This window comes from Paenibacillus sp. FSL R5-0345 (assembly GCF_000758585.1).
In the GTDB taxonomy this organism is placed as follows: domain Bacteria; phylum Bacillota; class Bacilli; order Paenibacillales; family Paenibacillaceae; genus Paenibacillus_AQ.
The window spans coordinates 26,650-39,571 of the sequence record NZ_CP009281.1 but is presented as its reverse complement, the minus strand read 5'-3'; the positions used below and the strand labels follow the sequence as shown (position 1 = coordinate 39,571).

Annotated in this window: 13 protein-coding genes and 2 rRNA genes; 2 read left to right on the top strand and 13 right to left on the bottom strand. The window is 46.4% G+C overall.

Annotation, left to right across the window (positions count from 1 at the left end; translation table 11 throughout):
• Positions 1-14: 14 nt before the first annotated feature.
• Positions 15-269 (top strand): AbrB/MazE/SpoVT family DNA-binding domain-containing protein, encoded by a 255-nt coding sequence (locus R50345_RS00175; protein WP_042123095.1) that lies wholly within the window; start codon positions 15-17, stop codon positions 267-269.
• A 243-nt stretch (positions 270-512) separates the two neighbouring features.
• Here R50345_RS00175 and rsmI read toward each other — a convergent pair whose 3' ends face one another.
• From rsmI to R50345_RS00125, 10 genes are all read right to left on the bottom strand, one after another.
• Positions 513-1,424, bottom strand: a complete 912-nt coding sequence (rsmI, locus tag R50345_RS00170) for a 16S rRNA (cytidine(1402)-2'-O)-methyltransferase (protein ID WP_042123093.1) — start codon at positions 1,422-1,424, stop codon at positions 513-515.
• Positions 1,421-2,194: a tRNA1(Val) (adenine(37)-N6)-methyltransferase gene (locus R50345_RS00165; protein ID WP_042123091.1), complete on the bottom strand. Its 774-nt coding sequence runs from the start codon at positions 2,192-2,194 to the stop codon at positions 1,421-1,423. The genes rsmI and R50345_RS00165 overlap by 4 nt, the downstream gene beginning before the upstream one ends.
• A 177-nt stretch (positions 2,195-2,371) precedes the next feature.
• On the bottom strand, positions 2,372-2,737 hold the full coding sequence (yabA, locus tag R50345_RS00160; RefSeq protein ID WP_042123089.1) for a DNA replication initiation control protein YabA: 366 nt from the start codon (positions 2,735-2,737) through the stop codon (positions 2,372-2,374).
• Between the two features lie 31 nt (positions 2,738-2,768).
• Entirely contained in the window at positions 2,769-3,569 is an 801-nt protein-coding gene (locus R50345_RS00155; protein WP_042123087.1) for a PSP1 domain-containing protein, read from the bottom strand.
• A 139-nt stretch (positions 3,570-3,708) separates the two neighbouring features.
• On the bottom strand, positions 3,709-4,683 hold the full coding sequence (gene holB / locus R50345_RS00150; protein WP_042123085.1) for a DNA polymerase III subunit delta': 975 nt from the start codon (positions 4,681-4,683) through the stop codon (positions 3,709-3,711).
• 17 nt (positions 4,684-4,700) lie between these two features.
• Positions 4,701-5,144, bottom strand: coding sequence for a YaaR family protein (locus tag R50345_RS00145; RefSeq protein ID WP_042123083.1), 444 nt, complete (start codon positions 5,142-5,144; stop codon positions 4,701-4,703).
• Positions 5,145-5,193: 49 nt separating this feature from the next.
• On the bottom strand, positions 5,194-5,523 hold the full coding sequence (locus tag R50345_RS00140; RefSeq protein WP_042123080.1) for a cyclic di-AMP receptor DarA: 330 nt from the start codon (positions 5,521-5,523) through the stop codon (positions 5,194-5,196).
• 123 nt (positions 5,524-5,646) lie between these two features.
• On the bottom strand, positions 5,647-6,288 hold the full coding sequence (gene tmk / locus R50345_RS00135) for a dTMP kinase (RefSeq protein WP_042123078.1): 642 nt from the start codon (positions 6,286-6,288) through the stop codon (positions 5,647-5,649).
• Positions 6,289-7,830, bottom strand: a complete 1,542-nt coding sequence (locus R50345_RS00130; RefSeq protein ID WP_042123076.1) for an aminotransferase class I/II-fold pyridoxal phosphate-dependent enzyme — start codon at positions 7,828-7,830, stop codon at positions 6,289-6,291.
• A 209-nt stretch (positions 7,831-8,039) separates the two neighbouring features.
• The gene (locus R50345_RS00125) at positions 8,040-8,225 is read right to left on the bottom strand and encodes a sigma factor G inhibitor Gin (RefSeq protein WP_042123074.1); all 186 of its coding nucleotides are present in this window, start codon (positions 8,223-8,225) and stop codon (positions 8,040-8,042) included.
• A 208-nt stretch (positions 8,226-8,433) separates the two neighbouring features.
• On the opposite strand from R50345_RS00125, the gene R50345_RS00120 reads away from it, so the two are divergent.
• On the top strand, positions 8,434-8,958 hold the full coding sequence (locus R50345_RS00120) for a hypothetical protein (RefSeq protein WP_042123072.1): 525 nt from the start codon (positions 8,434-8,436) through the stop codon (positions 8,956-8,958).
• Between the two features lie 75 nt (positions 8,959-9,033).
• Here R50345_RS00120 and R50345_RS00115 read toward each other — a convergent pair whose 3' ends face one another.
• The 3 genes from R50345_RS00115 to R50345_RS00105 form a co-directional block, all read right to left on the bottom strand.
• The gene (locus R50345_RS00115) at positions 9,034-9,447 is read right to left on the bottom strand and encodes a hypothetical protein (RefSeq protein ID WP_042123070.1); all 414 of its coding nucleotides are present in this window, start codon (positions 9,445-9,447) and stop codon (positions 9,034-9,036) included.
• A gap of 255 nt (positions 9,448-9,702) precedes the next feature.
• A 5S ribosomal RNA gene (rrf, locus tag R50345_RS00110) occupies positions 9,703-9,819 on the bottom strand.
• A 72-nt stretch (positions 9,820-9,891) separates the two neighbouring features.
• Positions 9,892-12,820 (bottom strand): 23S ribosomal RNA (locus R50345_RS00105).
• Positions 12,821-12,922: the final 102 nt, after the last annotated feature.

Genomic DNA, 12,922 nt, shown 5'->3' with positions numbered 1-12,922 from the left:
GAGTAACGATTGTTATGATGAAATCAACAGGAATTGTAAGAAAAGTAGACGAACTTGGTCGGGTAGTTATTCCCATTGAATTGCGCCGTACTCTTGGTATTGGTGAAAAAGACGCACTTGAAATTTACGTTGATGGTGAGCGCATTATGCTTAAGAAATATGAGCCTGCCTGCATTTTCTGTGGCAACGCTGAGAACGTAACTTACTTTAAAGGAAAAATAGTTTGTCATGAATGCATTTCTACTATTCCTACCCCTGTGACAAACTAAAATAAATAGTATATAATAGAACTAATCAAATTGTTAATTCTAACCTTTTCATATCTCCTTGACCTCCCGTGACCGCGGGAGGTATTTTTTTTCTGCTTTTACTTCAGTTTCCCGCCTCAAAAGGGTGTCTAAAAGGACTTATTCCCCTCTTTGTACAAAGTACATTAACCTACATGTAAATCTCTTAAGCACAATTAAACTTTGTATTCTTAGCCTCTCAGCATAAGAACCGGTCTATAACACTTACTGCTCAGCTTTATCAAGAAGTGCGTTATAAATATCCCGCTTTGCAACACCACGATCAGAAGCTGCTTTTTTCATAGCTTCTTTACGTGGTAAATCTGCCGCTTCGTAATGTGCAACATGCTCCTCAATACTTAACTGGCGCCACCAAGCCGATTCTGCCAATTCGGCATCTTCCTTACTCTCACCTTCAACAACGATTACATACTCGCCAAGCGGTGGATGTTCAGCAAGCCAATCCGCACATTCCTCAATCGTCCCACGTAAAAACTCTTCATATCTCTTCGTCAATTCACGAGCCAGTACAATTCGTCGATTGCCGAATGCTTCTTGGAGATGAGCCAGCGTCTTCACCACTCGATGTGGAGACTCATAGAACAGTATGGTCCCTTGTGCCGAACGAAGAGGACTTAATACCGCACGGATATCTTTACGTTCACGTGGTAAGAAACCGATAAAAGTGAACGTAGTCGTAGGCAAACCAGAAGCAATTAAAGCTGACAAAGCTGCGTTAGCTCCAGGTATAGGAATCACTGGTATACCGTGACTTATGGCAAGGGCTACAAGGTCTGCACCAGGATCAGAAATGGCTGGTAATCCAGCATCGCTGACGAGAGCCAAATTTTTTCCTTCTATTATATAGCGGATAAGTTCAGGTCCACTGGCAGCCTTATTATGCTCATGGTAACTGAACAGCATAGAAGGTGTAATTTCAAAATGGCTTAACAATTTTCGAGTTTGTCTTGTATCCTCAGCAGCTATAATATCGCATTCCTGCAATGTGCGAACAGCGCGATAGGTCATATCCTCTAAATTACCGATGGGTGTTGCCACCAAAAAGAGTGAACCTGTTGATTCCTGCTTATGTGTATTGTTATTGTTTTGGAAACTGCTTTGGCATGATATCGTCATGATTTACCCTCTTTAGCACCGTAGTAGATGTCCATAATTTCTGGACAGTATTGATTGTCCTCATTATATACAATGAGTGGTGGTTGTAAACGAACCTCTGGTTTACCGTCACGCATCGCTTCAATTAATACCATGTTGGCTTCCAGATGCGCACGTGGATGTACAAAGCGAATAATCTTAGGCTCTAGCCTATATTTTCTCATAAGACTAATAATATCCACCAACCGTTGTGGCTTGTGAACCATACTTACCTTTCCTCCGGTCCGAACTAGTCGCACACAGGCTTGAATGACCTCCTCCAGTGTACACCCTATTTCGTGACGAGCCATAGCTTGATGCGTGTTCAGCTTTAGGTCACTACCGTTAAGCGGCATATAAGGAGGATTAACCGTTATCGCATCATATACGCCATGCCCTGCTACTTTATATAACTCACGTAAATCACCTTCATGGATCACAACCTGATCCTGAAGTCCATTCAAAGCCACACTACGCCGAGCCATATCCGCTAAACGGGGCTGAATTTCAATCCCTTCTATAGAAGCTTTTGTTCGGGTTGTCATCAGAATAGGTATTACACCGTTTCCAGTACAAAGATCCAGGACTCTCCCGCGTGGCGGAACGCTGGCGAAACGGGCAAGCAGTACAGCATCCATAGAAAAGCTAAATACTTCGTCGCTTTGAATAATTCGTAAATCATGCGTTAGTAAATCATCCACCCGCTCCGTTGGTAACAGTGGAACAGGTATATCGTTATAAGAATTAGTCATGTAATAATCTCCTAAAAGTTTTGTTGAGCTAAGCTTCATTGAATATATCACTGAGACAAAACTTGCTTGGGAAGCACATGCTTTGTTTTGTTGAGTCAAGCTTCATTGAATTCGTTAACCTCATTTAGCCTAAATTCAAAAAAAACCGTAGGATCAATCTCCTACGGCTGGATATCCTCATTTATTAAGAAAAGAAAGACAGAACAGACAATCACCTTCCGTGCGTAAATGTCCAAAATAAACATTACAGATGTGAAAGCCTTCATGGTAAAGCCGGGCCAAGTTGTCATAACCTTCCCCGACAACCTCTTCTGTTCCCTCTCCGGCAGCTAAAAGAGCTTCCGCCTCCGCAGAATCTACGGTAGGATCCAAAGGTGCATCCCGCTTTAAAATTTTGCGAAGCTGTTCATTCTCCAGAGTTAACCTCTGATTAGCTTCCATCAGCTCTTTTACCGTCTGTTTCCATTCTCCAAGATTGGCGCGCATCGTTTCCATCTGTGCTTCCATATCCTGCATGTGTGCAAATATATTTTTCTTCTCCAAGTTTCCACCCCGAAAGTAACCTTATAATGGTTTACTTGACGACAACATCATCCATTGGAAGTTCCTTAACTTTGCCCACTTCAAACAACTGTACATGAACCGTACGGCTTCCGGCATTAAGTCCTACTACTTTGCCATCACCCAATGAGGTCACGACAATCTTGCCGACCGCTGGCATTTCTTCCTTTACACTCTCATAATTGTCATGCTCAAACTTCAAACAACACATCAGACGTCCACAAAGTCCTGAAATCTTCGTCGGATTAAGTGATAGGTTCTGATCCTTGGCCATTTTTATGGATACGGGTTCAAAATCCCCTAACCAAGATGAACAACAAAGCACTCGTCCACAAGGTCCAAGTCCACCAAGCATTTTGGCCTCATCACGCACCCCAATTTGCCGTAGCTCAATGCGGGTCCGGAAGATACTTGCTAGATCTTTAACCAATTCTCTAAAGTCGACCCGACCTTCGGCCGTAAAGTAAAATATAATCTTATTACGGTCAAAAGTAAACTCTACATCGACGAGCTTCATTTTGAGACCATGGTCGCGTATTTTATTTAAACAGGTGGTAAACGCCTCTTTAGCGGCCCCTTTGTTCTCTTCAACCACGCGTGCGTCGGTTTCTCCGGCAATACGCATCACTTTTTTGAGGGGCAACACTACGTCGGATTCTTCCACCTCTTTTTTGCCTACGACAACTTTACCGTATTCAACCCCACGTGCTGTCTCCACAATAACATATTGATCCCGTTCAATCGGAAAATCAAGTGGATCGAAATAATATATTTTACCCGCTTTTTTAAAACGGACACCTACTACGCTGTACAAAAATTAACCCCCTTGTTTGCCGGTAAAAGGAACCTATGGGCATGTCCGCTCCCTGATGATTCATGCTTGTCCTTCCTCGTCGGTTAAAACGATACTTCCAGGTAAAGCGACATCCGGAGGATATATCATAACTAATCCTTTAACTTTCCAGTCGGATTAAAAACTGCTCCAGACACAACTGGGCATTGGCATTGGATCGCAGCTTCTTAGTACTCTCTGCGGCAAATCCCATATAAGCCACCCATTGTTCCGCACTCCGCTCACGGGCATGCCTGGAAATAAAGTCTAACTGATCTATGAAAACGATACTCTCATGCTTACGGTACAGGAAGTAGAGCATATCTTTAAACCACAGATGGAACATGCTGAAGAAGATATCCAAATGTTCAGCGAGCCCGGTCTTGAACAGCTTCTGCCCAGCAGTTGCTACCGCGGAGCTGCCCTTGCCTAAGGACTCCTTAGCTAATTGTAACATTACATTTCTCATTTCTGCAAACCAATTCTGTTCCAAAAGTTTCCTGCAACCATCAAGTCCTGAACTAAGTGATACTGCACATCGAGCTAAGGGTATAGGAACGCCCTCACTTGCCAGAGCTTGCAGCATAATATCCGGATTTAACGGACTAAATGGAATCCGCTGAGTCCGCGACTGAATCGTTGGCAATAAGGAACGGCTATTATCAGAAATTAAGATTCCAACAGCCGGAGCCGGTGGCTCCTCCAGAAATTTCAGCAGACTATTGGCAGCTTGTACTGTCATTTTGTCTGCTCCATCTATAATATAAACTTTCGGATTCACACCCTCTGAACGATAGGAAAAGACGCGCTGCAGCTCACGGATTTGATCTATTTTGATACTTGCTCCATCTGGCTGCAGCAGTGACAAATCAGGGTGGTTTCCATGCTCTACTTTCCGGCACTCCAGGCATTCCCCACAGGCATCGTCCTTGCTCTGGGTACAAAATATTGCTTGGGCAAACATCAGCGCCGTTTTCATTTGTCCACTGCCTGCCGGTCCTGTAAATAAATAAGCATGACTCACAGCTTCTTTGCGCAAGGCATTTTGGAGAAGCCGCTTAGCGTTCTCCTGGCCTACTATATCATGAAAAGGCATAATTTCCTCCCAAAACTTTAAAAAGAAAGGTTGATTAACAACCCGCGAATTTCTCCAACACGTCCCAACAGATCTATCCGGCCTTGCTCACTATTCAGCAAATCATCTGCCATAGATAGCAAAGCCGAATCAATTTCCTCAAGCAGCTTGTAACGCTTGCCACGGCCACGTCGATCCCAACCGCGTGTTTCTTTCAGAGTAACGCCTCTTCGAGCCGTTTCTTCCAGAAACCTTTTGATCATCATCCGGTAAATGGTAAGTTCACGAATCGTCATAGACTTAGATAAACGATCCCCTTGAGACTGTATTTCTTTGATCTGGCGGTTTAGTTCATCTTTGGTTTTCTGCTCACTTTGCTGCTGAAAAACGTCAGAGAACGTTTTTTGCTGAACGGGTTTGTTAGCCCCTTCTGTATTTGTCATCTCACTCTTTAAGGGCCTATACCCCGGATTGATCTTCAAAGGTTATCTACCGCCCTTTTTGTAAATGACTTGCTAATTTATATTATACTTAATAATGTTCAAAACGATCTACAGGAAGTACGAATACAGTAGCTCCACCGACTTGCACCTCGACAGGAAGCGGCAAATACGAATCCGTTGTACCACTCATCGGTGTTACCGGAGTGACCAACTGCTCACGCACTTTACAGCTGTTACGGATTACGGTCAATACGGATTCAATCTGACCGTCTTCTACCCCGATCATAAATGTCGTATTACCCGCCCGTAAAAAGCCACCAGTACTTGCAAGTTTAGTAGCACGGAAATTGGCTTTGACTAGCTCGCTGGACAACCGGTTACTGTCCTTATCCTGGATAATTGCAATGATCAACTTCATCTTCGCATTCCCTCCCAATACTTTTATGGTGTATTACTACATAGAGTTTCTCGTAGTAACCCTTGCTTGATAAACAAACGCCTAGTTATATGTCACTTCTCTTAGTATATTAGACAAAACACCCTAAAAACCCTTTAATACTCTCTCTTCAAGTGTTCTCACGATATCTTGTTCTACCATATGAATAGGGCGATTAGCATCTAGAACTACTATTCTGTCCGGATTTGCTTCAACTAATAATTGATAGCCTTCGCGAACCTTCTGATGAAAGGAAAGACTCTCCAGATCCAGACGATTTACTTCCCGTTCTTGATTCGCTGCAATCCGTGACAGCCCTATCTCTGGATCTACATCCAGATAAAAGGTTAGATCCGGCATACGGTTTCCAATCGCAAAGCGATTAATACTCCATACTTCTTCAATTCCAAGCCCTCTCGCATGTCCTTGATAAACAAGGCTGCTGTCCACAAAGCGGTCACAGAGCACTGTTAGCCCTTCTCTAAGAGCCGGCTCAACGACTTCGGCGAGATGTTGGCTTCTTGATGCAGCGTATAGTAATGCCTCTGTGCGCGCATCCATTGCTGTATGGGCAGGATCTAGAATAATAGAGCGAATCTTCTCGGCAATTTCAACGCCACCGGGTTCACGTGTTATTCGATAAGGCATGGACCGATTCTGTAAATAGGCTGCTACTCTACCTAATACCGTTGTTTTGCCGGAGCCATCGCCCCCTTCTAATGTAATGAAGAAACCTTCTTTTCCCACTTATGCTTCTCCGCCCTTCTGAATGTTGTATACCTCAATACGCTGTAAGACCGGATCAGCACAAGCCTGAAATTTGGCGCCTCCTTTGGCTAAACCAGCCAGCCTTCTTTGTATCTGATTTGTGATCACTTCACCCGGATATAATATCGGGATCCCCGGTGGATATGGAATAACCATCTCCGCCGCCACTCTCCCCACGCTACATTCAAGATCAATGCTTTCAATCTCACTAGCTAACACTGGCTTCAATGAAAAGGAGACAGGCTCTGAGATTTGTAAAGAATCGAAATTGTTCCACGTGGAAATATTACGAGCGTCTGGTTTGCTAAGCGTATGCGGTGATTCGGAAGGTTGCTCCGAATCTATTTCCCGCAGCGCCAGCAGCAATTGCTCTGCATCTTCAGCCCTTGATCCAAGGCTGAACAACAGCACTACGTGCCGGTCATTACTCATCTCCGGCACACAGCCCTTAGCCTCGAGCTTGCGCTGCAGCTCGAAGCCGCTCAGGACCCCGGTGGCGTCATAAATGACGACTTTGAAGGGGTCCTGTGTCACGTACGCCGCCATAGAATCAGGCGGCGTATTTGGGTGCAGCAGCTCTGCCGGCTGCACCTGCCCATAGCGCGGCAGCTCCGCGAGCCCGCGCCGCAGGATGTCCACGGCGGCCAGCCCCGCCGTGAAGGCACCCTTGCCCCGGCTGTGTAGCAGCCGCCGGGCAAGATCCAGCGACGCCATCATAGGATATGATGGGCTGGAGCTCTGCACCATGGCGAGCCGCTGCCGGAGCAGGGCGCGGTCGAGCCGCGGCCCTTGAACATGCAGCATAGCGCCCATGGTCATCGCTGTGAGCATCTTGTGCGTGGACTGCACGACACCGTCCGCGCCACAAGCTAGTGCCCCGGCAGGCAGCGCCGGGTGCTGCCCGTAATGCGCCCCATGCGCCTCATCCACAAGCAGCGGTACACTGCTGTCGTGACAGATACGCGCGAGGGGCGCAAGGTCACTCCCCATGCCGTAATAATTCGGCATGGTTACAAGTACGGCTGCGGCTTCAGGGTATGCTGCAAGTGCAGCCTTAACAGCTTCTGCCGCCGGCGCCACTGCTAAGCCGCTAAGAGGGTCAATCAGCGGCTCCAGAAAAACAGCACGCACTCCAGCCAACATCAGCCCATGAATGACTGACTTATGCACATTGCGTTGAAGGATCATAAGCATTCCAGGCTCGGGACAAGCGGTTAGAATAAGAGCCAGATTGCCGGCTGTACTCCCACCCACTAGAAAAAAACTTTCCTCTGCTCCAAAGCAATCTGCTGCCAGCTCTTGCGCTTCCTTGATAACTCCCTCAGGATGATGAAGATCATCCGTTCCGGAAATTTCCGTAACATCATACTTCATTACCTCACCTAAAAAGCCAGCGCCTTCAACGCCATCATATGCCTTTCCATTTTTATGACCTGGCACATGATATGATCTATTACCCATAATTCTATATTGTTCCAGCATTTCGTATATAGGCGCCCTACAACGTTGTAATTTATTCATATTAAATTCCTTCCCATAGGGTTCCTTCTATTTTAACGTAAATATTCATAAACGCCTATGCTTCAGTACAAAAGCAACCCCACGGACAACAAAACGGCTTCTCCCGCCTGAAGAACGAGGAAGCCGTATACTAAATATCACTAATGCAGCCATCGTATCTTTCATCCAGACTGCTCTCTTAACCGCATCATTTAACAGAGTTACTCTACTTAAGCGTTCTTTTGCAATCCGATCTTCTTCATCCGGCCGATAAAAAAACGGTACTTGGCATCCTCAGCCTCGGTACGTATCATCTCAGCCTCACATTCCTCACAAATAAAATGCGAGACAATCACAATACCTTCCTCTTTTACCTGTCCACAAATGATACAAGCTTGCCCGGTTTGCTGTTCCATAACCATCCCACCTTGACTCTTTTAAGAACAGTATGATACACCTTCTATCATTTTAAACCTTTTCATAGTTTTTTCATATCCTTTGTATCGTGCTTTATATATATTCCGTTGCCGTTATATCGGTGAATTTCCGCACCAGTTTAATAAAATACAGCTAATCGCCGATATTAAGAACATACGAATTCACGAGGAGGTTAGACTATTATCTATGGAACCCACTACCAAAGGTGCAGCTACATTCTATCAATATAAACTAATTAAAAAAATCAATCTAACGGCACGCCTGCTGCCTATTTATATTATGCTTCCCCTATTAGTCCTTGTGCTTGAAACCGTTTTTCTTTCCTGGTGGAGCATTCTCTACATCGTCATAGCAGCGCCTGTAGCCTTTTGGGTCCAATATGTCATTTCACGCTCGGTTCTTTTAATCTCAGGGCATCCCATTTCAAAAAGGTGGTCTGTCTCATTTAAACTGCCTTGGCTGGGGTTTATGCCTGATCAACACATTAGTTACCGTATATTCCGAAAAGTACAATTACATAACTTCTATATCGGCCTTTGTATTGCAGCACTCTTTATTTTTTGGTCACCACCAGCATTTACAGTATCTCTGATCACTTGCCACTTATGGCTCTTACTGCCCCGTCTTTATACACTGCTGAGATTGAATAAACAGGGTCAGGGAGGCATGCTGAAATTCAATCCAACCGATGTATCCTATTACTCTCAGTAAAGGGCAGTCCCTAATATAGCTCATACATTTTCACATTAAAAAAATAAATCGCCATCCTTTAAGGATGGCGATTGTTTATTTGGTCTTAAGGCCTTTAATAGAGGTCTTCTTTTCTTTAGGAATCATCACTACAAAATAATCATCATGCACTGTTAAATGAACCGTTAACCCATCCTTTAAAAAAACACCTGAGGAATCACTATCATCATCTTCCTCTTCGGTCCAGCCCCAAGCTTTAATAGCCTCCATATAAGGATCCGGAATACCATTCTTCTCCTTTAGGCCAGGTAAAGAATAACGTACATAATCCATAGCAACATTAGTAGTAGTCTGGTCGGGCGAGTTGGCCTCATGGGGCACAGGGAAGCTTTTCTCATTCAGTGCACCCTCAAAAGTATCCCACGTAGGTTCTTTGGTCCCGCAACTTGCTAGTATTAAAGTTAAAATACAAGAAATCATTATTAAACTAAATATTTTAAATTGTTTCATGCCTTAAATCCTCCTTACCTCTACAATGCATCTAAAGACACAAGAAAATTCAAAGTTAGAATTTATGAGTAGTTCCTTCGTATTAAAGATTTGCTAACTATTAGCACTTTTCTATTATACTTGTATCCAACGCGGCGTCGGTAACAAAAATGTCATTCCACAGTAACCTATTCTAATACTATTACTAGCCTTAAACAGTCGCATAATAAAAAAATAAAAAAGCCACTGCTGATATTATCAACAATGGCTTAATCTGCTTGGCAACGTCCTACTCTCCCAGGACCCTTCGGTCCAAGTACCATCGGCGCTGGAGGGCTTAACGGTCGTGTTCGGGATGGGTACGCGTGGAACCCCTCCGCTATCGCCACCAAACGGGCATTACAGCGTAATGCTCAGACTTCATCGCCTGAAAACTGAATCCGAATTGAATTTGCGTCTTAAGTATAGGATAAGCCCTCGACCGATTAGTATTGGTCAGCTCCATGCATTACTGCACTTCCACCTCCAACCTATCTACCTCGTCGTCTTCAAGGGGTCTTACTAATTGGGAAATCTCATCTTGAGGGGGGCTTCACGCTTAGATGCTTTCAGCGCTTATCCCGTCCGTACGTAGCTACCCAGCCATGCTTCTGGCGAAACAACTGGTGCACCAGCGGTACGTCCATCCCGGTCCTCTCGTACTAAGGACAGCTCCTCTCAAATTTCCTGCGCCCACGACAGATAGGGACCGAACTGTCTCACGACGTTCTGAACCCAGCTCGCGTACCGCTTTAATGGGCGAACAGCCCAACCCTTGGGACCTACTTCAGCCCCAGGATGCGATGAGCCGACATCGAGGTGCCAAACCTCCCCGTCGATGTGGACTCTTGGGGGAGATAAGCCTGTTATCCCCAGGGTAGCTTTTATCCGTTGAGCGATGGCCCTTCCATGCGGTACCACCGGATCACTAAGTCCGACTTTCGTCCCTGCTCGACTTGTAGGTCTCGCAGTCAAGCTCCCTTATGCCTTTGCACTCTTCGAATGATTTCCAACCATTCTGAGGGAACCTTGGAACGCCTCCGTTACTCTTTAGGAGGCGACCGCCCCAGTCAAACTGCCCGCCTGACACGGTCCCCGTACCCGATTAGGGCACTAGGTTAGAACCTAGATACGATCAGGGTGGTATCCCAACGGCGCCTCCACCGAAGCTTGCGCTCCGATTTCTACGGCTCCCACCTATCCTGTACAGATCGTACCCAAATTCAATATCAAGCTGCAGTAAAGCTCCATGGGGTCTTTCCGTCTTGTCGCGGGTAACCTGCATCTTCACAGGTATTAAAATTTCACCGGATCTCTCGTTGAGACAGCGCCCAAGTCGTTACGCCATTCGTGCGGGTCAGAATTTACCTGACAAGGAATTTCGCTACCTTAGGACCGTTATAGTTACGGCCGCCGTTTACTGGGGCTTCGGTTCATAGCTTCGGGTTACCCCTAACCACTCCCCTTAACCTTCCAGCACCGGGCAGGCGTCAGCCCGTATACTTCGCCTTGCGGCTTCGCACAGACCTGTGTTTTTGCTAAACAGTCGCTTGGGCCTTTTCACTGCGGCCCCCTCGTGCTATTCACACTACCGGGGCACCCCTTCTCCCGAAGTTACGGGGTCATTTTGCCGAGTTCCTTAACGAGAGTTCTTCCGCGCGCCTTAGAATTCTCTTCTCGCCTACCTGTGTCGGTTTGCGGTACGGGCACCTTCTCCTGGCTAGAGGCTTTTCTTGGCAGTGTGAGATCATGACCTTCGCTACTACAATTTTCGCTCCCCATCACAGCCCAGCCTTAACGATGTGCGGATTTGCCTACACATCAGCCTCACTGCTTAGACGGACATATCCATCAGTCCGCGTCACTACCCTCCTGCGTCACCCCATCGCTCATAGCGGATTACGGTGGTACAGTAATTTCAAACTGTTGTCCTTCGACTACGCCTTTCGGCCTCGCCTTAGGTCCCGACTTACCCTGAGCGGACGAGCCTTCCTCAGGAAACCTTGGGCTTTCGGCGGATCAGATTCTCACTGATCTTTTCGTTACTCATACCGGCATTCTCACTTGTATGCTGTCCAGCGCTCCTTACGGTACACCTTCAACCCACATACAACGCTCCCCTACCCCAGATACATACGTATCTAGCCATAGCTTCGGTGGTGTGTTTAGCCCCGTTACATTTTCGGCGCAGAGTCACTCGACCAGTGAGCTATTACGCACTCTTTCAATGGTGGCTGCTTCTAAGCCAACATCCTGGTTGTCTGTGCAACTCCACATCCTTTCCCACTTAACACACACTTGGGGACCTTAGCTGATGGTCTGGGCTGTTTCCCTTTTGACAATGGATCTTAGCACTCACTGTCTGACTCCCGGCAATAAGTATATGGCATTCGGAGTTTGACTGAGCTTGGTAATCCTTGCGGACCCCGCACCCAATCAGTGCTCTACCTCCACTACTCTTATACCGAGGCTAGCCCTAAAGCTATTTCGGGGAGAACCAGCTATCTCCGAGTTCGATTGGAATTTCTCCGCTACCCCCACCTCATCCCCGCACTTTTCAACGTGCGTGGGTTCGGGCCTCCAGTGCGTGTTACCGCACCTTCACCCTGGACAGGGGTAGATCACACGGTTTCGGGTCTACGTCCACATACTGATTCGCCCTATTCAGACTCGCTTTCGCTGCGGCTCCGTCTTCTCGACTTAACCTTGCATGTTAAACGTAACTCGCCGGTTCATTCTACAAAAGGCACGCCATCACCCATAGATAGGGCTCTGACTTTTTGTAAGCACACGGTTTCAGGTTCTATTTCACTCCCCTTCCGGGGTGCTTTTCACCTTTCCCTCACGGTACTGTTTCACTATCGGTCGCCAGGTAGTATTTAGCCTTAGCAGATGGTCCTGCTGGATTCATACGGGGTTTCACGTGCCCCGCACTACTCGGGATCCGTCTCGGAGAGAACACAGTTTAGGTTACAGGGCTTTTACCTCTATCGCGGGCCTTTCCAGACCTCTTCACCTACCATATTCCTTTGTAACTCCATGTGAGACGTCCCACAACCCCTAAGAGCAAGCTCTTAGGTTTAGGCTGTTCCGCGTTCGCTCGCCGCTACTGACGGAATCACTATTGTTTTCTCTTCCTCAGGGTACTTAGATGTTTCAGTTCCCCTGGTCTGCCTCTACACACCCTATGTATTCAGATGTGAGTAACTGCGAATTACCACAGCTGGGTTTCCCCATTCGGACACCCCCGGATCAAAGCTTGCTTACAGCTCCCCGAGGCAGTTTCGTTGTTCGCCACGTCCTTCGTCGGCTCCTGGCGCCTAGGCATCCTCCGTGTGCTCTTATTAGCTTAACCTTGATTTTTCTTTCGAAAAATCTCACTAATAACATTTACTTGTTTGCACAAGTTGCTAAAAGATGTTCTAAAACGCAAATTCGTTTCGGTATCCAGTTTTCA

Excerpts from the sequence above, each read along its gene's own strand:
- R50345_RS00175 (WP_042123095.1), top strand. The coding sequence starts at position 15 with ATGATGAAATCAACAGGAATTGTAAGAAAAGTAGACGAACTTGGTCGG.
- rsmI (WP_042123093.1), bottom strand. The coding sequence starts at position 1,424 with ATGACGATATCATGCCAAAGCAGTTTCCAAAACAATAACAATACACAT.
- R50345_RS00165 (WP_042123091.1), bottom strand. The coding sequence starts at position 2,194 with ATGACTAATTCTTATAACGATATACCTGTTCCACTGTTACCAACGGAG.
- holB (WP_042123085.1), bottom strand. The coding sequence starts at position 4,683 with ATGCCTTTTCATGATATAGTAGGCCAGGAGAACGCTAAGCGGCTTCTC.
- R50345_RS00140 (WP_042123080.1), bottom strand. The coding sequence starts at position 5,523 with ATGAAGTTGATCATTGCAATTATCCAGGATAAGGACAGTAACCGGTTG.
- R50345_RS00130 (WP_042123076.1), bottom strand. The coding sequence starts at position 7,830 with ATGAATAAATTACAACGTTGTAGGGCGCCTATATACGAAATGCTGGAA.
- R50345_RS00125 (WP_042123074.1), bottom strand. The coding sequence starts at position 8,225 with ATGGAACAGCAAACCGGGCAAGCTTGTATCATTTGTGGACAGGTAAAA.
- R50345_RS00120 (WP_042123072.1), top strand. The coding sequence starts at position 8,434 with ATGGAACCCACTACCAAAGGTGCAGCTACATTCTATCAATATAAACTA.
- R50345_RS00115 (WP_042123070.1), bottom strand. The coding sequence starts at position 9,447 with ATGAAACAATTTAAAATATTTAGTTTAATAATGATTTCTTGTATTTTA.